The 19,511-nt window shown below is 65.6% G+C and carries 16 protein-coding genes; 7 read left to right on the top strand and 9 right to left on the bottom strand.

Translation table 11 applies throughout. The features are described from left to right. Nucleotides 1-88 precede the first annotated feature (88 nt). The 7 genes from M8A51_RS11135 to M8A51_RS11105 all read left to right on the top strand — a co-directional run bounded on the left by M8A51_RS11135 (nucleotide 89) and on the right by M8A51_RS11105 (nucleotide 8,142). Nucleotides 89-2,281, top strand: coding sequence for a type VI secretion system Vgr family protein (locus M8A51_RS11135; RefSeq protein WP_251778369.1), 2,193 nt, complete (start codon nucleotides 89-91; stop codon nucleotides 2,279-2,281). Between the two features lie 4 nt (nucleotides 2,282-2,285). Then, nucleotides 2,286-2,792 carry a hypothetical protein gene (locus M8A51_RS11130; protein WP_251778366.1) on the top strand — a complete coding sequence of 169 codons (507 nt, stop codon included), beginning with the start codon at nucleotides 2,286-2,288 and terminating at the stop codon, nucleotides 2,790-2,792. A 54-nt stretch (nucleotides 2,793-2,846) separates the two neighbouring features. After that, complete coding sequence (locus M8A51_RS11125) at nucleotides 2,847-3,917, top strand: DUF2169 family type VI secretion system accessory protein (protein WP_251778364.1); 1,071 nt, start codon at nucleotides 2,847-2,849, stop codon at nucleotides 3,915-3,917. Nucleotides 3,918-4,026: 109 nt separating this feature from the next. Then, nucleotides 4,027-4,959 carry a hypothetical protein gene (locus M8A51_RS11120; RefSeq protein ID WP_251778361.1) on the top strand — a complete coding sequence of 311 codons (933 nt, stop codon included), beginning with the start codon at nucleotides 4,027-4,029 and terminating at the stop codon, nucleotides 4,957-4,959. Nucleotides 4,960-4,962: 3 nt separating this feature from the next. Further along, nucleotides 4,963-5,982, top strand: coding sequence for a DUF4150 domain-containing protein (locus M8A51_RS11115; protein ID WP_251778359.1), 1,020 nt, complete (start codon nucleotides 4,963-4,965; stop codon nucleotides 5,980-5,982). Further along, a complete protein-coding gene (locus tag M8A51_RS11110; RefSeq protein WP_251778357.1) occupies nucleotides 5,979-6,899 on the top strand; it encodes a type VI immunity family protein in 921 nt (306 codons plus the stop codon). Before M8A51_RS11115 ends, M8A51_RS11110 begins: the two co-directional genes overlap by 4 nt. 4 nt (nucleotides 6,900-6,903) lie before the next feature. Continuing rightward, nucleotides 6,904-8,142 carry a TIGR02270 family protein gene (locus M8A51_RS11105; RefSeq protein WP_251778355.1) on the top strand — a complete coding sequence of 413 codons (1,239 nt, stop codon included), beginning with the start codon at nucleotides 6,904-6,906 and terminating at the stop codon, nucleotides 8,140-8,142. On the opposite strand, the gene dusA is transcribed toward M8A51_RS11105, so the two are convergent. The 9 genes from dusA to rimP all read right to left on the bottom strand — a co-directional run bounded on the left by dusA (nucleotide 8,139) and on the right by rimP (nucleotide 19,503). After that, nucleotides 8,139-9,152 carry a tRNA dihydrouridine(20/20a) synthase DusA gene (gene dusA / locus M8A51_RS11100; protein WP_251778353.1) on the bottom strand — a complete coding sequence of 338 codons (1,014 nt, stop codon included), beginning with the start codon at nucleotides 9,150-9,152 and terminating at the stop codon, nucleotides 8,139-8,141. The two genes, M8A51_RS11105 and dusA, sit on opposite strands and share 4 nt — an antisense overlap. 11 nt (nucleotides 9,153-9,163) lie before the next feature. Next, entirely contained in the window at nucleotides 9,164-10,279 is a 1,116-nt protein-coding gene (locus M8A51_RS11095) for an enoyl-CoA hydratase/isomerase family protein (protein WP_251778351.1), read from the bottom strand. 30 nt (nucleotides 10,280-10,309) lie between these two features. Continuing rightward, complete coding sequence (locus M8A51_RS11090; protein ID WP_251778349.1) at nucleotides 10,310-11,203, bottom strand: DMT family transporter; 894 nt, start codon at nucleotides 11,201-11,203, stop codon at nucleotides 10,310-10,312. A gap of 58 nt (nucleotides 11,204-11,261) precedes the next feature. Beyond that, the gene (typA, locus tag M8A51_RS11085) at nucleotides 11,262-13,091 is read right to left on the bottom strand and encodes a translational GTPase TypA (RefSeq protein WP_251778347.1); all 1,830 of its coding nucleotides are present in this window, start codon (nucleotides 13,089-13,091) and stop codon (nucleotides 11,262-11,264) included. Next, entirely contained in the window at nucleotides 13,088-14,056 is a 969-nt protein-coding gene (truB, locus tag M8A51_RS11080; protein ID WP_251778345.1) for a tRNA pseudouridine(55) synthase TruB, read from the bottom strand. The genes typA and truB overlap by 4 nt, the downstream gene beginning before the upstream one ends. Before the next feature lie 25 nt (nucleotides 14,057-14,081). Next, complete coding sequence (gene rbfA, locus M8A51_RS11075) at nucleotides 14,082-14,444, bottom strand: 30S ribosome-binding factor RbfA (protein WP_251778343.1); 363 nt, start codon at nucleotides 14,442-14,444, stop codon at nucleotides 14,082-14,084. An 87-nt stretch (nucleotides 14,445-14,531) separates the two neighbouring features. Beyond that, nucleotides 14,532-17,408: a translation initiation factor IF-2 gene (gene infB, locus M8A51_RS11070; protein WP_251778341.1), complete on the bottom strand. Its 2,877-nt coding sequence runs from the start codon at nucleotides 17,406-17,408 to the stop codon at nucleotides 14,532-14,534. A gap of 77 nt (nucleotides 17,409-17,485) precedes the next feature. Further along, nucleotides 17,486-18,964, bottom strand: coding sequence for a transcription termination factor NusA (nusA, locus tag M8A51_RS11065; protein WP_251778339.1), 1,479 nt, complete (start codon nucleotides 18,962-18,964; stop codon nucleotides 17,486-17,488). Next, nucleotides 18,961-19,503, bottom strand: a complete 543-nt coding sequence (rimP, locus tag M8A51_RS11060) for a ribosome maturation factor RimP (RefSeq protein ID WP_251778459.1) — start codon at nucleotides 19,501-19,503, stop codon at nucleotides 18,961-18,963. Before rimP ends, nusA begins: the two co-directional genes overlap by 4 nt. Between the last annotated feature and the right edge of the window lie 8 nt (nucleotides 19,504-19,511).

Genomic DNA, 19,511 nt, shown 5'->3' with positions numbered 1-19,511 from the left:
CAGAAGAACACGGAAGCAACCAGGTGCCATGTCGGGGAGTCGAGGCGGCAGGCACTGATGAATCGCGACAACAAAGGACGAGTTCTCAGTGGACGTGCTTGCGCAAGTCTCGACCCCGCTCGGGGACGATGCCCTGCTTTTCTATCGAATGCAGGCAGACGAAGCCATTTCCGAGCCCTTCGACTACCGGCTGGAATTGCTCGCCGAATCGGCCGACCTCGCCTTCGACAGGCTGATCGGCCAGGGCATGTCGGTTGCGCTGCAGGTCCCGGACGCCAAACGCCACTTCCACGGGTTGGTCACGCGTTTCGAGCTGGCCGGCCGCCACGGGCGCTACTTTCTCTACGAAGCCACTGTTCGGCCCTGGCTGTGGGTGCTGACGCGCACGCAGGATTGCCGCATCTTCCAGGAGAAGTCGACGCTGGAGATCGTCAAGGAGGTGTTCGAGGATCACTCGGTCGCGGTCTTCGAGGACCGCACCACCGGCTCCTACGACAAATGGGAGTACTGCGTGCAGTACCGGGAAACGGATCTCCAGTTCGTCAGCCGGCTGCTGGAGCACGAAGGCATCTACTACTTCTTCGAGCACGACGAGGGCCAGCACACGCTGGTTCTGGCCGACGGCGCCCCGGCACACCAGAAGACGCCGGGTTACGAGAGCATTCCCTTCGTCGAGATCGCCGGTGACGAACGCACCGACCGCGAAGCTGTGCGCACCTGGCGGCTCACTGAAGAAATGCAGCCCGGCAAGGCCGTGATCGAGGACTATGACTTCGAGCGCCCCAGCGTCGACCTGTTGCAACAGCGCGCCGCGCCGCGCACGCACGACCACGCCGAGGAAGAAGTCTTCGACTACCCCGGCGAATACACCCAGGCGGAACGCGGCGAGCAGTTCGTTCGCACCCGCCTGGAAGAGTTGCAGTGTCGCTACCGCAGGGCGCGGGGTACCGCCGACGCACGCGGTGTCACGTGCGCCGCGATCTTCGATCTCGCCGGCTTCGACCGCGAGGACCAGAACATCGGCTACCTCGTGACCCGTACGCACATCGAGGCGGCCCAAGCCGACCCGGAGAGCACGTTGTCGGCCGGCAGCAGCTTCCAGTGCAACTTCGAGTCGATCGCCGCCGACGAGCCCTTCCGGCCAGCCCGCACGACGCCGAAACCAGTGGTGCGCGGCCCCCAGACCGCCGTCGTCGTCGGCCCGGACGGCGACGAGATCTACACCGACAAGTACGGCCGCGTGAAGGTGCAGTTCCACTGGGATCGCTACGGCAAGCGCGATGCGAACAGCTCGTGCTGGGTGCGCGTGTCGCAGCCGTGGGCCGGCAAGAACTTCGGGTTCATGGCGATCCCGCGCATCGGTCAGGAGGTGATCGTCGATTTCCTCGAAGGCGACCCGAACCGGCCGATCATCACCGGCCGCGTCTACAACGCCGAGCAAATGCCGCCGTGGGATCTGCCGGCGCAGGCTTCGGTGATGGGCATGAAGTCCGACAGCACCAAGGGCCGCGGCGGCCACAACGAGATGTCGTTCGACGACACCAAAGGCAAGGAGAAGATCACGATCCACGGCCAGTACGACATGGCCACCACGGTGCTGCACGACCAGACGCTCAACGTGTCGAACAACCGCACGGACACGGTCGGGGTGGACGATTCGGAGACGGTGGGCAGCAACCAGACGCAGACGATCGGCTCGAACCAGACCATCTCGGTGGGCGCAAACCGCAGCGAAACGGTCGGCGGGACCGAGACGATCACGATCACCGGGCATCGCACGGAAACGGTCAATGGCGGAGAGACCGTCACCGTGAACGGCGTCCGTTCGCACACGGTAAACGGGGTGCAGACCACCACCATTTCAGCCGCCGAAATGCATTCGGTCGGCGCGGGGCGCATGCACAACGTCGGCGCCGCCGAGGCGATATCCGTGGGCGGTGCACAGGCAGTTTCGGTAGGGGGCGCCCAGATGGTGACGGTCGGTGCAGTGCAGAAGGTGAGCGTCGGCTCTCTCCAATCGGTATCGGTCGGCGGCCCGCACAAGCTCTCGGCGGCCGCCATACAGCAAACTTCGAAAGGCGTGTTCCAGGTCAAGGCATCGGGTACCGCGATGATCGAGGCGCCCACCATTGTGCTCAAGGCCGGCGGCAGCAAGATCACGATGAACTCGGGGGGCATCACGATCACGGCGTCGAAGATCACCATCAAGGGCAGCGGAGGCGTGGCGGTGAACAGTGGCGGCTCCGTGAAGATCAAGGGATCGACCGTCGGGGAGAACTGACAGCATGAACATCGAAGCTCTGCTCGCCCAAGTCGCGGGTCCACCCTCTCCCTCTCCCGCGCCCGACTCGTCGGGCGGTGCGGTGCCTGCCGCAGCGCCGATGCCACTGGCGCCGGGCGAGGTGAGCATCGCCACTTTCTGTGGTTTCGGCCCGCACGGCGAGTTCCTGATTTCTTTCGATGGCGGCTCCACGCGCCAGGCCGTGGTGTCGGCGGTGGGCCTGCAGGCGGCTGATGCAGGTCGCGCCGTGGTGGTTGCCCCGTTGCCCGGCTACAGCGAACAACTGGCCGTGCTCGCGCGAGTACAGGCCCACGCTCCACCGCCGGCCGCCGATCTGAAGCTGGACGGCAAGCGCGTCGTGCTGCACGCCGAGCGCGACATCGAGATTCGTTGCGGCGAAGCAAGCATTGTGCTGACCCGGGCGGGCAAGGTGCTGATCAAGGGCGAATACGTGCTGACCCGCTCTCGCGGCGCGAACCGCATCAAGGGTGCCCACGTCGACATCAATTGACAGAGCCCGCGGCACTGCAGGCGTCGATCTGCCCTGCCGCCCAAGGAGCACCCCATGTGGCAGTTGGACAACCGGACGCCATTCGCCGCCGACCGTGCCTGGGTACGTGACCGCGACGGCACCGAGATCTGGCTCGTGGCCGTGAAGGCCAGTTTCACCTTGCAGCCCGACGGCCGACTCAAGGTGGCCGACGAGCAGCCACCGGTGACGCAAGCCCCCAGGCACAACGGCAAACCGGGCGGCTCGAGCCTCCAGTACGACACGGACCTGCCTCGCACCCGGCTCACGACCGATGTCATCCTGAACGGATGCGCGCACGCGCCGCGGGCAGAACCGGTCGCGAGCCTGGATGTGGGCCTCGCCGTCGGTCCCGTCGTGAAGATGCTGCGGGTGTTCGGAGACCGCATATGGCAGGGCCGCTCCATGTCATCACCACGTCCGTTCACGGCAATGCCCCTCGTGTACGAACGCGCATACGGCGGCCGCGATGCGCGGGCCGGTACGCCGGAAGCCCCCTCCCTGGACGTACGCAACCCGGTCGGCACCGGTTGGATCGAGGCCGCCGAGCACGCGGACGGCACGCCGCTGCCCAACGTCGAAGACCCGCGTGCATTGATCAGGCACTGGAATGACCGGCCCGCCCCTGCCGGGTTCGGCGCCATCGCGTGCCATTGGCAACCGCGTGCCTCGCTGGCCGGCACGTACGACGACCACTGGGAGCAGACGCGCCTGCCGCTGTTGCCTGACGATTTCGACGACCGCCACTATCAGTGCGCGCCACTCGACCAGCAAGCGCCGCAGTTCCTGCGCGGCGGGGAACCGGTCACCCTGCGCAACCTCACCCTCGGCGGCGGCGACGTGCGCTTCCACCTGCCGCGGGTCCATCTCGCCTTCGAGACGTTCTTCCGTGCGGGCGAGCAGGTCGCGCACGCGCCGCCGAGGCTGCACACGGTGATTCTCGAGCCGGGGGAAGCACGCGTTTCTCTCGTCTGGCACACCTCGCTCCCCTGCCATCCCAAGGTGTTGAAGCTGCAACGCACGCGGATCCGTCTGAAACAGGACCTGCGCGACGGCATCCTGGCCCCTCAGCCCATCGACGGAGGGGTCGCCAACGATGTTGCCTGATCGCTTCCACCTTCTCTCGTTCGGTGCCTGTACGCCCATCGGTACGACGGCCGCGACGAGCGTCGCCGCTGCACGGGCAGGCGTCTGCGGCTTTCGAGAACACGCTTTCATGACCGATTCGGCAGGCGAGCCGATGCGTGTGGCGCAGGCACGAGGGTTGAACGATCGAACGCAAGGACCCGAGCGCTACATGGCGATGCTGCGACCTGCACTCGACGAGGCCCTTGCCGTGCTGCCGCCCGCCTGCACGGTGCCGCTCGCGCTCGGGCTGCCGCCGGACCGCCCCGGACGGCCGCAGAACCTCGCTTCGCAGTTGCAAAGCCGGCTTGAGGCCGCCTATCACGGCAGGCTCCAACCTGTGATCGTGTTCGAACTCGGTCATGCCGCCACCCTGTACGCCCTCGACACGGCCGGCAACAGCATGCGCCACGGCAGCATTCCGCTGTGCCTCGTCGCAGGAGTCGATAGCTACCTCGACCCCGAAACGCTGGAATGGCTCGACGACAGCGACCAGTTGCACGGAGGAGGACCGTTCAACAACGCCTGGGGTTTCATCCCGGGCGAGGCAGCCGCGGCGATGCTTGTCGTGAGACCGGACCTGCGCGCGCGCAGCCCCATACCCATGCAAGCCGAAGTGCTGGGCGTGAGCACCGGCTGCGAAACCAAACTGATCAAGACGGACGCGGTCTGCATCGGCGAAGGGCTGACGCAGGCCTTCAGGCAGGTGCTGCAGTGCCTTCCGGCCGAAGCTCGCGTCGACAACATCTTCTGCGACATGAACGGCGAGGCGTATCGGGCTGACGAGTACGGCTTCACCGCATTGCGAACGCGCGAACGCTTCTTCGATGCCACTGCCTTCATCGCGCCTGCCGACTGCTGGGGAGACGTGGGCGCGGCGGGAGCGGTACTGCACGCCGCCATGGCTGTCGCGTGTTCCGCGCAGGGGTACGGCCGTGGCCCGTTGAGCCTGGTCTGGGCCAGCTCAGAAGGCGGAGAGCGCGCGGCCGCTCTGATCCATGCGCCCTTCGTGTCCAGGGAGTGAACGATGCCGGTCACGATCAAGGTCAATGGGACCGTCAACTCGCTGGTCCACAAAATGAGCAACGGGCTGTCGACCGCGACGATTCCCGACGTCTGCAAGACGCCGTCTCCAGGCGGGCCGGTCCCTGTCCCCTACCCCAACATCGCGCAGTCGATCACCCTGTCGGATGGCACGACGTCGGTCAAGGGCGACAAGATGATGGCGGCCGTCAAGGGCTCGAAGTTCGCGCTGTCGAACGGCGACAACGCCGGTGTCGCAGGAGGGGTCAAGTCCAGCACCTTCATGAAAGAGGCCACCTGGATCCTCTACGCCTTCACCGTCAAGCTCAACAGGAAGAACGCTTGTCGATTGACCGACAAGATGTTCCACAACTCGCAGAATGCCGCCAATCTGGGGGGCATCATCCAGCAAATGGTCGAGGCCGGCATGTCGGAAGACGAGGCCAACGCGATCTGCAAGGCCTTCTGCGATACGCAGGCCGAGTACGACGAGGGAAAGATCAGCGGCCGGGGGTGCTGCTCGGACTCTTTCGAGAAGAAGATCAACAAGCTCAAGAGCGACGGCAAGCTCGGCAAGGGCATCCAGTCCGAGCAACCATTCTTCATGAACACCAACCCGCCGACGAAGATCAACCCCATGGCAGACGGCAACATCATCCAATCGCTGGTCGACGGGCTGCCTTCCGTCGTGGCCGATGCAGCTTTCCTTCGCGGCGGCGCACTCGGTGGCCCGGGCGGCACGCCGTCGAGGAGCTTCCTGCGCGAGGTCTGCTCCTTCTACAAGCGCAACCCCCGGCAGAAGAGCATCTGCTTCCCCGACCTCATCGTCGAAAGCAAGGGCAAGAGGCGGGTCTTCGACGCCAAGTTCAGCTACGAATCACGGGGCCGCGGGCGCGACAAGTTCGGTACCGACCAGGTTGAGAACTACCGCAAGATCTCGAAGCCGCCGGGCCAGGATCCGGAGGCGATCACACCTGAAGGATGCAACTGCCCCGGCTACGGCGCGAAAGGAAAAGGCGCATGAAGCCGTTGTCTCCGAGCTGTCCCGTGGTCTTTGAACGCGAAAGCGAAGTGCTGGCGACACTGACCGGCGCCGTCACGCTGTTCTTCCGGCATCCGGATCTCGACTTCGAGCGGCTGCGCGAGACCTTGCACAACTGTCTGCAACTCGTGGGCCCCATGGCAACCTGGTTCCGCAACGACTTCATGGAACGCAACGAGGCGGCAACCCCGTCGACGCTCGCCGAACAGGTCGGCCTGGCCCTTGAGGAAATGGGCAATGGCTACAACTACTACCTCATCGTCGACTCGGGCAGGACCCTTGACGAAGTGGGCCCGTGGGCGCTCAAGTTCGGGTACCGGGGCGAATACGGCGACGACGCGCTTGGCTGGCTGCAGCTGCACATTCCACCGGAGCGGGCCATCGAACGCTCGGCCGAGTTTCGAATGCTGATGGAGCGGCTCGTCGGCACGATGCAGTTTTGGCACGGCACGGCCGGTCTCGACGTGAACTACGACTACGGCGAAACCGACCCGGAGCGCAACACGGCCATTCGTAGCGCACTGGAGCGATATGCCGGGCTGGACGGGCACGACCTGATCACCGAGTCGCGGGGTCTGCTCGCTGCGCTGAAAGGCGCGCAATGGCAGACATGGCTGCACCGGGATTTGGTGGCACGCAGCCGCGAAGCGCAGGACGCGCTGGGCCGGCTCGCACAAGGCGGTGCCGCCTCGGTCGCCAGAAGCACGCACGGCGTCCTGGTACAAGCCGGGCCGGCGCCCCTGCTCGGCGACCGGCACCGCGCGGAAAGCGTCGATCCCTACCGCGTCGTCAACGACGCATTGGCCCCGCTGCTCGTCGACAACCTGTTTCCTCTGCCCGGCTTTCCTGACGAAACGGCCACACGCGACTGGCTTCACCGCATGCGCTCGGGCGACTGAGGACATGAACGAGAACCTGCTGGAATTCCACGACGAGGCCCAGTTCCTCTGGCTGCAGCGCTGCTATGCCGTCAAGGCGCCCAACTACTCGCCGGCACAGTTCACGGACCTCGATGAGCAGCTTGCCGCTCAGCTGGACGGATTGCGCAACGAGGCGGAAAGCGCGTGGAAAGTGTGCATGCCGTCCCTCGACGCCGGAGGCGCAGAAGAGTTCTTCGTCGCGTCGGTACTCGCCATCGACACACCCTCCTGGTGGTCAACAGTGCTGGAGCGTTCCGTGCAATTGCCGGAAGTGTTCTCCGGCGTCGCCTCGGCGCTGGGCTGGATGGGCTCCAGCCGACTTGCCGATGTCACCAGGCACCTGCTCGGCACGACGAACGGACGGATCCAGGCGCTAGGCATCGCGGCATGCGCCATGCACAGGCAAGACCCGGGCCCCGCACTGAAGACCTGGCTGAGCGCCGCTTCCGGTGTGGCCAGGCTGCGCGCGCTGCGGGCGGCGGGCGAACTGGGTCGCATGGATCTCCTGCCCGAGCTGCAGGCAGCCCTGGAAGACCCTCAGCCGGAAACCAGGTACTGGGCTGCCTGGTCCGCCGTATTGCTGGGAGACCGGGGCGCGGCATGCCATGCGCTGCGGCAACTCGCGCTCAAGCCCGGCCGACGCCAGCAGCAGGCGCTCCAGGCGTTCATCCTCGCATCGGACTGGCAGCAAGGCCATGAACTGCTCGCGGAACTGGAAGGTCTGCCCGGTGCATCACGCCTGCGAATCATCGGCGCCGGCTGCACCGGGAACGCCCGCTATGCGCCTTGGCTGCTCGAACAGATGGGCCGGCCGGAGACCGCTCGCATTGCCGGCGAATCGTTCGTGCTTATCACCGGCGTCGACTACAACGCCGAGCAGTTGGAAGCCATGCCGCCGGAAGGTCATGAAGACGGACCCAGCGACGACCCGGAGGACGAGAACGTCGAAGTGCCCGAGGACGTCGCGTTGCCGTGGCTGAACGTCGAGCGCACCAAAGCCTGGTGGGCGGAGCATCGGTCCCGCTTTGCTCCGGACCACCGCAGTTTTCTCGGTGCCTCGCCGGACGAACAGCACTGCCGTCACGTGCTGCGCACAGGATCGCAGAGGCAACGGTGGCTCGCAGCGCAGCTGTGGTGTTTGTCTGTGCCGGGATCGCCCCTGTTCCCGACCGCGGCCCCGGCATGGCGACAACAGCGCCTGATGCAAGCCTGGCCGGCTTAGCGTGGCGTGTTCACTGACGACGCTTGGCTGTACGAGCGTGCCTGCCGGTACACGGCACTTGCCGGCTCGCCCTTGAGACGGTGGTCGGACCACACCTGGCGCCACCGGCGCGCACCGGGCAATCCGTTGCGCAGCCCGAGCATGTGGCGCGCGACGTGCGGCCATGGCACGCCGCGTGCAGCCTCGCGCTCGCAATAGCGGACCATCTCTTCTTCCACCGCTTCGCGATCGGGAATGGCCCGCTCGTCGCCGAAGAACCGGGCGTCCCAGGTCGCCATCACCCACGGGTTGTGATACGCCTCGCGCCCGATCATCGCACCGTCGAGATGCTGCAATTGCGCGGCGATCGCGTCGTCGTCCCCCAGCCCGCCGTTGATCGCGATCGTCAGCCGCGGGAACTCTCGCTTCAGCCGGTGCACCAGCTCATAGCGCAGCGGCGGCACTTCGCGGTTCTCCTTCGGGCTCAACCCCTTCAGCCACGCGTTGCGGGCGTGCACGACGAAGACCTCGCAGCCTGCCTGCGCCACGGTACCGACGAAGTCGCGCACGAAGTCATAGCTCTCGACCTTGTCGATGCCGATGCGGTGCTTCACCGTCACAGGAATGTCGACTGCATCGCGCATCGCCTTCACGCAATCCGCGACCAGCAAAGGCTCGGACATCAGGCAGGCACCGAAAGCGCCGCGCTGCACGCGCTCGCTCGGGCAGCCGCAGTTCAGGTTGACCTCGTCGTAGCCCCACTGCTGTGCAAGCCTTGCGCAAGCGGCCAGGTCGTGTGGCTCGCTGCCGCCCAGCTGCAGCGCGACAGGGTGCTCTTCCTCGTTGAAGTCCAGATGCCGAGGCACGTCGCCATGCAGCAAGGCGCCTGTCGTCACCATCTCGGTGTAGAGACGGGTGTGGCGACTCAGCAGCCGATGGAAGTAACGGCAATGCCGATCGGTCCAGTCCATCATCGGGGCGACGGACAGGCGCCACGGGTCTTGCGTCGGGCGGGGCAAGGCTGCGGTCATCGGTCGATGGATCAATCCAGGCTGTGCAGAGGGTGCGCGTGCCGGGGCCAGGGGCTGCGGAAGAACTGCTGCACCATCTCCGGCGTCACCGTCTCCACGGTGGGCGGGCTCCAGCGCGGGCTGTGGTCCTTGTCGACCGCCAGCGCGCGGATGCCTTCGACGGTCTCGCTGGCCTCGCCCGGGCGGATGAAGAAGCAGTTGCGCACGAGATCGCGTTCCATCCGCAGGTCGTCGGCCAGGCCCATCGAACGCGCACGGCGGATCTGTTCGAGCGTGACGCACATCATCAACGGCGAGCGCTTGCGCATCGCGGCCCATGTCTCCTGCGCCCAAGGGCTGCTGTCCTGCTGCAGCGAGGCCATGATCTCGCGCACGGTCGGCTGCGCGAAGTGGTAGTCGATGGCCGGCTGCTCGGCCGCCAGCAAGGGTGCCGGAGCCTGCTTCAGCCGCGCGCGGGCATACCGCAGCACCTCGGCATCGCTGGAGAAGAAGCCGGCGTTCGGCGCATCCTCGAAGGTGTCGAGTGCGTCGGATGCGGCAAAGCCGTCCGCCAGGCCCCAGGCCAGCGCATCGCCCGCGCCGATCACCTGTCCGGTCAGCGCCAGGTATTCCCCCACCTGGCCAGGACAGCGCGACAGGAACCAGCCGCCACCGACGTCTGGAAACAGCCCGATGTTCGTCTCGGGCATCGCCATCTTCGTGCGCTCGGTGACGATGCGCAGCGCCGCCCCCTGGCTGATGCCCATGCCGCCGCCCATCACGACGCCGTCCATCCACGCGATGTAGGGTTTGGGGTAGGCATGAATCAGGTGGTTGAGCGCGTACTCCTCGGTGAAGAAGTCCTCGAGCTGGGGGTTGCCGGACAGTGCCGCCTGGTGGAAGAAGCGGATGTCGCCACCGGCACAGAAGGCCACGGCCTTGCCTTCCTGCGTGGCACCCCGCACAAACACCGCTTTGATGGCGGGATCGTCACGCCACGCCAGCAACAGGGTCGTCAGGTCGCGAATCATCGGCAGCGACAACGCATTCAACGCCTGCGGTCGGTTCAGCGTGATGATGCCGACATCGCCGAACGTGTCGTGCAGCACATGGCCGTTGGACTGAAGGGAAAGCGCGCGGGAATTCATCTTGTCTCCGGTACTTCGATGGGGACGATGCTAGCGCCGTTCGCGTGCCTGACGCAGGCCCAGGGCCTCGTTGGTGCCCAGCGCCAGCAGCACCAGTGCACCACCACCCAGCACATGCGGCGTTGGCGCTTCGCCGGCGCCCAGCCACGCCCAGGCGACGCCGAACACCACTTCGAGCAGCGCCAGCAACGCCACCTCAGGTGCCGGCAACACGCGTGCGAGCTGAACAGCCAACAGGCAGGGAATGGCGAGCTGGAACAGGCCCAGCAACGCCAGCAGCGAGAGGTCGTGCGTCGAAGCCTGCATCGGCCACGCCAGCGGCAGCGACACCAGGGCCGACAGCGCTGCACCGATCAGCACGGCCGGCAGCATGTCCTGAGTGGCCCCCGGCCTTCCACGATGGCTGCTGCGTTGAATGACCGTCCAGTTGACGGCTGCCGCCATCGGTACACCGAGCGCAACCAGCGTGCCCAGCAGATGCTGCGGGTCGATACCGCTCACCTCGCTGCCGTACATCCATGCGATGCCGGCACCGGCCACTGCAATGGCACCCCAGGTGCGCGCCGGCAGGCGCTGCTTCAAGACCACGCGCGACACCAGCGCGGTCGCGAGCGGCGCCAGCGCCATCGTGATCAGCACGTTCGCCACCGTCGTCAGCGTCAGCGCGACCATGAAGCACGTGTACATGATCGACCACATCAGGCCTGACACCCACAGCGGCCAGCCACCGTTGGCGAAGCTGCGCCACAGCCCGCCCCTGCGCCACAGCGCCAGGGCGACCAGCAGGAAGCAAGCATTGAAGAAGCTGCGCCAAAACGTCACCTCGAAGGCGCGAGCGGCCTCCAGGTGGCGTGTCACGACGCCGGCAATGCTCCACATCAGCGTGACGACCACCATCAACGCCACAGCACGCGAATGCGACATACACGACAAAGGGAGCCGCAGCCCCCTTCTTGTTGGTTGAAACGACCGAACGCCCTGCTCAGGCGGCTTCGCGCTGGGCACGCTTGCGCTCATGCTCCTTGAGGAAGCGCTTGCGCAACCGGATCGACTTCGGCGTGATCTCGACCAGTTCGTCGTCTTCGATGAACTCGACGGCGTACTCCAGCGTCAACTCGATCGGCGGCGTGATCTTGATCGCGTCTTCCTTGCCCGAAACGCGGAAGTTCGTCAGCTGCTTGGCCCGCACCGCGTTGACGACCAGATCGTTCTCGCGGCTGTGGATGCCCACGATCATGCCTTCGTAGACCGGATCACCAGCCCTCACGAACATGCGGCCGCGGTCGTCCAGCTTGCCGAGCGCGTAGGTCACGATCTCGCCATCGTCCTGGCTGATGAGCACCCCGTTCTTGCGGCCTTCGATCTCGCCCTTGTAGGGTTCGTAGCCGTCGAAGATGTTGCTGATGAGGCCGGTGCCGCGCGTGAGGTTCAGGAACTCGTTCTGGAAGCCGATCAGTCCGCGCGCAGGGATGCGGTATTCCAGTCGCACCCGGCCCATGCCATCCGGCTCCATGTTGACCAGCTCGCCGCGACGCAGGCCCAGCGCCTGCATCACGCCGCCCTGGTGCTGCTCCTCGATGTCGGCCGTGACCATCTCGATCGGCTCGCAGCGCTCGCCATCGATGTCCTGGAACACCACGCGCGGCTTCGAGACAGCCAACTCGTAGCCTTCACGGCGCATGTTCTCCAGCAGGATGGTCAGGTGCAGTTCGCCACGGCCCGAGACTTCGAAGATGCCGTCTTCGGGCGTCTCGCGCACACGCAGCGCGACGTTCGACTGCAATTCCTTCTGCAGCCGGTCCCAGATCTGGCGACTGGTGACGAACTTGCCTTCGCGACCGGCCAGCGGCGACGTGTTGACGCAGAAGTTCATCGTCAGCGTCGGCTCGTCGACTTTCAACATCGGCAGCGGCTGCGGTTCGAGCGGGTCGGTCAACGTGACACCGATACCGATGTCTTCGATGCCGTTGATCAGCACGATGTCGCCCGGGCCGGCCGAGTTGGCCTGCTTGCGCTCCAGCCCCTCGAATTTCAGCACCTGATTGATGCGGCCCTTGTAGGACTTGCCGTCGGGGCCTTCCATCACCAGCACATCCATCGCCGGCTTGATGGTGCCGGCGTTGACGCGGCCGACGCCGATGCGCCCGACGTAGGTGGAGTAGTCCAGTGACGAGATCTGTAGCTGCAGCGGAGCGTCCGGGTTGCCTTCGTGCGCCGGCACATGCTTGAGCACGGTGTTGAACAGCGCGCTCATGTCCTGGCCCCATTGCTGGCCCGGCTCGCCTTCTTCCAGCGAGGCCCAGCCGTTCAGGCCGGACGCATAGACCACCGGGAAGTCGAGCTGTTCATCGTCGGCGCCGAGCTTGTCGAACAACTCGAACGCGGCATTGATGACGTAGTCGGGGCGAGCGCCCGGCTTGTCGACCTTGTTGACGACGACGATAGGCTTCAGGCCCAGCGCCAGCGCCTTCTTGGTCACGAAGCGCGTCTGCGGCATCGGCCCTTCCTGCGCATCGATCAACAGCACGACGCCGTCGACCATCGACAGCGCTCGCTCGACCTCGCCGCCGAAGTCGGCGTGCCCCGGGGTGTCGACGATGTTGATGTGGGTGTCCTGCCAGCTGACTGCGCAGTTCTTCGCGAGGATGGTGATGCCGCGCTCGCGCTCGATGTCGTTGCTGTCCATCACGCGTTCGCTGACCTGCTGGTTCTCGCGGAAGGTGCCGGACTGGCGCAGCAACTGGTCCACCAGCGTGGTCTTGCCATGGTCGACGTGGGCGATGATGGCGATGTTGCGAATTTGCTTGCTCATGATGGGTTTCGGTTCTTCGATGCTTGAGCATTCAGAAGTCCTTCGACCTCCAGCGGGCTCAACAACCGCGTTGAAATCAGTTCGCCGGCCTTGACGCTGGCGCTGCCCAGAAAGGCGGCCTGCTGCGGACCGTAGACACGCACCTGGGGCGCGTCGGCCTGCACGGTGCGCCGTCGCATGCCGCTCAGGAAACGACCCGCGTCGTCGGCTTCGAGCCTGAGCACCGGCCACTCGCCGAGCAGCTCATCGACCGGCCGCAGCAGCGCGTCGCGCTCGGCTTCGCTCGCTGCTTCGAGTTGCTCCAGCGTCACGGCGCCCGACAGCATCAACGGGCCGCTGGCCGTGCGGCGCAGCGCGATCAGGTGGGCACCGCAGCCGAGCGCTTCACCAATGTCCTCGGCCAGCGTGCGGATGTAGGTGCCCTTGCTGCAACGCACCTCGATCTCGACCTCGTCATGCTGGCAGTCGAGCATGTCGATGCGATGAATCGTCACGCGGCGCGGCTCGCGCTCGACTTCGATGCCGGCGCGCGCATACTCGTACAGCGCCTTGCCGTCGCGCTTCAGCGCCGAGTGCATCGGCGGCACCTGGTCGATCACGCCGACGAAGCGCATGCAGGCCGCCAGCGCATCGTCGCGCGTCGAGTGCACCGGGCGTTCCGTCAGCACCTCGCCTTCCGCATCGCCGGTCGACGTGCGCACGCCGAGCTTCAGGCGCGCGCGATAGGTCTTGTCGGCCTCCAGGCTCACCTGGGAGAACTTCGTTGCCGCACCGAAGCACAGCGGCAGCAGACCGGTCGCCAACGGGTCGAGCGTGCCGGTATGACCGGCCTTTTCGGCCCGGTACAGCCGCTTGGCTTTCTGCAGCGCGTCATTGCTGCTCAAGCCTAGCGGCTTGTCGAGCAGCAGCACGCCATGGACGGCGCGACGCGGCAGCTTCTGCCGCGTGCCTGGTAGCGTCGTCATCGGAGCGTGCATGGCTCGTCCTGCCTCATTCCTTCGCGCGGTTCGCGTTGGCCTGGTGGATGAGCGCGTTCAGGTCGGCCGCCCGTTCGGTGGTGCGGTCGAACACGAAGTGCAGCGTCGGCACCGTGTGAATCTGCAGCCGCTTGAACAGCCCGTTGCGAATGAAACCCGCCGCCTCGTTCAGTGCCGCCTCGGATTCCTCAGGATTGCCGACCAGCAGCGAGAAGAACACCTTCGCGTGTGCATAGTCCGGCGTCACCTCGACCGCGTTGACCGTGACCATGCCGACACGCGGGTCCTTGAGGTCGCGGATCAGCTCGGCCACGTCGCGCTGGATCTGGTCGGCCACGCGGTAGCTGCGGTTGGGAATGGATCGCTTGTGTCGCATCGGTGTGACTCCTTCTTTGCCGCCCAAACACAAACCCCGCCTATCTTTCGATCGGCGGGGCTTGCTGCAGGTGCGACAAGTTCCGCCTTACAGCGTTCGTGCCACTTCCTTGATCTCGAAGAACTCCAACTGGTCGCCCTCGGCGATGTCGTTGTAGTTCTTGATGTTCAAACCGCACTCGAAGCCCTCTTTCACCTCGCGGACATCGTCCTTGAAGCGCTTGAGCGATTCCAGTTCGCCGGTGAAGACCACCACGTTTTCGCGCAGCAGGCGCAGGCGCGCATTGCGGCGAATGATCCCGGAGGTGACCATGCAGCCGGCGATCGAGCCGATCTTGGAGGCACGGAACACCTGGCGGATCTCCGCGGTTCCGATGATCTCTTCCTTGTGCTCCGGCGCCAGCATGCCAGACATCGCCGCACGGATCTCATCGACCGCGTCGTAGATGATGTTGTAGTAGCGGATGTCCACCCCGTTGTGCTCGGCAAGCTTGCGCGCGCCGGCATCGGCTCGGGTATTGAAGCCGATCAGCACCGCCTTGGACGCCAGTGCCAGGTTGACGTCGCTCTCGCTGATACCGCCCACCGCCGCGTGCACGATCTGCACCTTGACTTCGTCGGTCGACAGCTTCAGCAGCGAGGCCGCCAGTGCCTCCTGCGAACCCTGCACGTCGGCCTTGATGATCAGCGGCAGGTTCTGGACCGCGCCGGCCCCCATCTGCTCGAACATGTTCTCGAGCTTGGCAGCCTGCTGGCGGGCCAGCTTGACGTCACGGTACTTGCCCTGCCGGAAGGTCGCGATTTCGCGCGCCCGGCGCTCGTCGGCCAGCACCATGAACTCGTCGCCGGCCTGCGGCACTTCGGTCAGGCCCTGAATCTCGACCGGAATCGATGGGCCGGCTTCCTGGGTCGGCTTGCCGGTTTCATCCAGCATGGCGCGCACACGTCCGAAGCTCGAGCCCGCCAGCACCACGTCGCCGCGTTTCAGCGTACCTGACTGCACCAGCACGGTCGCCACCGGGCCGCGCCCCTTGTCGAGCTGGGCCTCGATCACGAGGCCCTTGGCCGGCGCATCCTTGGCAGCTTTCAGCTCCAGCACTTCAGCTTGCAGCAGCACGTTCTCGAGCAGCTCGTCGATCCCCTGGCCGGTCTTGGCGGACACCGGACAGAACGGCGATTCACCGCCGAACTCTTCCGGCACCACCTCTTCGGCGACCAGCTCGGACTTCACCCGCTCGGGGTTGGCCTCGGGCTTGTCGATCTTGTTCATCGCCACGACGATGGGCACGCCCGCCGCCTTCGCGTGGTGGATCGCTTCCTTGGTCTGCGGCATCACTCCGTCGTCGGCCGCCACCACCAGGATGACGATGTCGGTCGCCTTTGCGCCGCGCGCCCGCATCGCCGTGAAGGCCTCGTGGCCCGGCGTGTCGAGGAAGGTGATCATGCCGCGCGGCGTGTCGACGTGGTAGGCGCCGATGTGCTGCGTGATGCCGCCCGCCTCACCCGCGGCAACGCGGGAGCGGCGAATGTAGTCCAGCAGCGAGGTCTTGCCGTGGTCGACGTGGCCCATGACGGTCACCACCGGTGCGCGCGGCAACAGCTCGTGGTCCTGCGTCGTGACGTCTTCTTCCAGGAAGGCCTCCGGATCGTCCAGCTTGGCGGCAAGCGCCTTGTGGCCCATCTCCTCGACCACGATCATCGCGGTCTCCTGGTCCAGCTGCTGGTTGATCGTCACCATCTGGCCGAGCTTCATCATCTGCTTGATGACCTCGGACGCCTTGACCGACATCTTGTGTGCCAGATCGGCCACGCTGATGGTTTCCGGCACGTGCACCTCATGCACTTGCGGCTCCATTGGCGGCGTGTAGCCCGAGCCGCCATCGCCACGGTCACCACGACGACCGCCCTTGGAGGGCGCGCGCCAGCCGGCACGGCCACCCGACGAATCGCCGCGGGTCTTCAGTGCGCGCTTCTTCGCAGCGTCGTCGGCCCAGCTCGACGAAAGCTTCTCGGACTTGACCGACTTCTTGTCACCCGGCTTGGCACCCGGCGCTGCAGGCGCCGCAGCACCTGCCGCGCCCGGAACTGCCTTCGGCTTGTGGATCGTGCCCTTGATGCCTTCCTTGCTCGCGTCGGCCTTCGGCTTCTCGTCCTCAGGCTTCTTCGCGGTCAGCACCCCCCTCTTCGGCGCGGCCATCATTGCGCGGATCGCGGCCGCCTCGGCTTCAGCAGCCTTGCGGCGCTTTTCGAGATCGGCCATGCGCTGCTTCTCTTCGGCCTCGACTTCAGCGGCACGCACGACGCGCACGCCGGGTTTCGGCGTCTCGGGTGCCGGTGCCGGTGCAGGCGCAGCCACCGGGGCTTCGGCTGCAGCAGGAGGCGGTTCTTCGCCAACGACCGCCGTGCTCTTCTGAGCCTGCGCGGCACGTGCTGCTGCTTCGGCGGCGGCCTTTTCCTCGGACTCGCGGGCACGTGCGGCTTCCGCCTCTTCGCGCTGGCGACGCTCCTGCTCCTCGCGTTCACGACGTTTTTCCGCCAGCTCTTCTTCCTGACGGCGCAGCAGTTCGGCCTGGCGGCTGGCTTCTTCCTCGCGGCGCTGCAACTCGGCGTCGTCGACGACCGGCGTCTTCGACTCCGGTGCTTCCTCGACCACGGCCGGTGCATCGTCACGCTTGACGAATACACGCTTCTTGCGCACCTCGACCTGGATCGTGCGCGCCTTGCCCGACGAATCAGCCTGCTTGATCTCGGTGGTGGACTTCTTGGTGAGCGTGATTTTCTTGCGTTCACCGCCGGCTGTGCCGTGCGACGAGCGCAGGAAATCGAGCAGACGTTCCTTGTCTGCTTCGGTCAACGAGTCCTCCGGCGACCCTTTCGCCACCCCTGCGGCTTTGAGCTGCTCGAGCAGCGCCGTCGCGGGGCGGTTCAGCTCCGAGGCGAACTGTGCGACTGTGGTAACGGCCATTGTGTGTATCCTTGGGGCAGAGCGAGTTCAGTGAGTGGCAGGGATCGCGACATACGCGGGCGGCGGCGGCTCGGCCTTCAGGCGGTGAACCAATGTTCTCGCGCCTTCATGATCAGCGCCTTGGCACGCGCCTCGTCCATGCCCGTCATCTCGGTCAGTTCGTCGACGGCCAGGTCGGCCAGGTCGTCGCGGGTGTGGATTCCCCCGTCGGCGAGCTTGGCGATCAGTTCGCCGTCGAGACCTTCGAGATCGCGCAGGTCCTGCGACACTTCCTCGACTTTCTCTTCCTTGGCAATCTCCATCGTCAACAGCACGTCCTTGGCACGGGTGCGCAACTCGTTGACGGTGTCTTCATCGAAGGCTTCGATTTCCAGCATCTCCTGCAGCGGCACATAGGCCACTTCTTCCAGGCTGGTGAAACCTTCCTCGATCAGGATGTCGGCGACTTCCTGGTCCACGTCCAGCTTGTCCATGAACAGCGCACGGCTCGTGTGGGTCTCCTCGGCCTGCTTGGCCTGGGATTCCTCCGCCGTCATGATGTTGATGCGCCAGCCGGTCAACTCGGACGCCAGGCGGACGTTCTGCCCGCCGCGGCCGATCGCGATCGCGAGATTCTCCTCGTCGACGACAACGTCCATCGCGTGGCGCTCCTCGTCAACCACGATCGACACCACGTTGGCCGGCGCCAGCGCACCGATCACGAACTGCGCCGGATCCTCCGACCACAGCACGATGTCGACGCGTTCGCCGGCCAGTTCGTTGGTGACCGCATTGACGCGTGAGCCGCGCACACCGACGCAGGTGCCGATGGGGTCGACCCGCTTGTCATGCGACAGCACCGCAATCTTTGCGCGTGAACCGGAGTCGCGAGCACAACTCTTGATCTCGAGCAAACCCTGCTCGATCTCCGGCACTTCCTGGCGGAACAGCTCGACCATGAAGGCCGGTGCGCTGCGCGACAGCATGATCTGCGGCCCTCGTGCGGTCGGATCGACCTCGGCGATGACGGCACGTACGCGGTCGCCGGTGCGCAGATTCTCCTTGGGGATCATCTCGTTGCGCTTCAGGCGCCCCTCGACACGGCCTGATTCGATGATGAGGTCGCCCTTGTCCATGCGCTTGACGGTGCCGACGAAGATCTTCTCGCCGCGCGAGAGGAAGTCGGTCAGCAGTTGCTCGCGCTCGGCATCGCGGATCTTCTGCAGGATCACCTGCTTGGCGGCCTGCGCACCGATGCGACCGATCGGTACCGACTCGACCGGCTCCTCGATGTAGTCGTCGACCTCGATATCGGAAATCTGCTCGCGAGCTTCGAACAGCAGGATCTCTGCGTCAGGCAGTTGCAGGCCCGCTTCGTCCGGCACCACGTGCCAGCGGCGGAAGGTCTCGTATTCACCGGTCTCGCGGTCGACCGAGACGCGCAGGTCCACCTCGCCCGAATAGAGCTTCTTGGTGGCCGAAGCCAGCGCGGCCTCGACGGCGCCGAACACCACGTCGCGGTCGACGCTCTTCTCGCGAGAGATGGCATCAACCAGCATCAACAGTTCGCGGTTCATGATGAAACTTGACCTCCGTCTTCTTGTGCGTTGGCTGAGGGCGCGTCAGCGGGAGCCTCGGGCTTGTTGCGGCGGCGGCCTTTGAAATCCACCACCGGCACCAGGCGAGCCTCGCGCACCTCTTCGATCGAAAAACTCAGGGCCTGATCCTGCTTGCCGTCATTGAAGACGAGACGCCAGTTGTCGCCTTCGGCCTCCAGCACGCCGCGGAACTTCTTGCGGTTCTGAAACGGGACCTTCAGGGTGATGTCGACATCCTGGCCGGCAAAACGCAGATAGTCGGCCTGCTTGTGCAGCGGGCGGTCCAGGCCAGGCGAGGAAACTTCGAGCCGCTCGTAGGGCACGCCTTCGACCTCCAGCAGGTACTGGAGTTGCCGTGTGACCTTCTCGCAGTCGTCGACGGTGATGAACTCACCGCCCGGGTCGTTCGGCAGCTTGTCGATGAAAACGCGCAGCAAGCCCCGCGCGCTGCGCTCGAGCTCGACGAGCTCGTAGCCCAGGCCCGTGACGGTGCTCTCTACCAAAGCCTGCCAACCCACCTGACCTA

The sequence above is a fragment of the Caldimonas mangrovi genome (assembly GCF_023721835.1).
In the GTDB taxonomy this organism is placed as follows: domain Bacteria; phylum Pseudomonadota; class Gammaproteobacteria; order Burkholderiales; family Burkholderiaceae_C; genus Caldimonas; species Caldimonas mangrovi.
The sequence above is the reverse complement of the archived record's forward strand: the minus strand, read 5'-3'. Positions and strand labels throughout refer to the sequence as shown.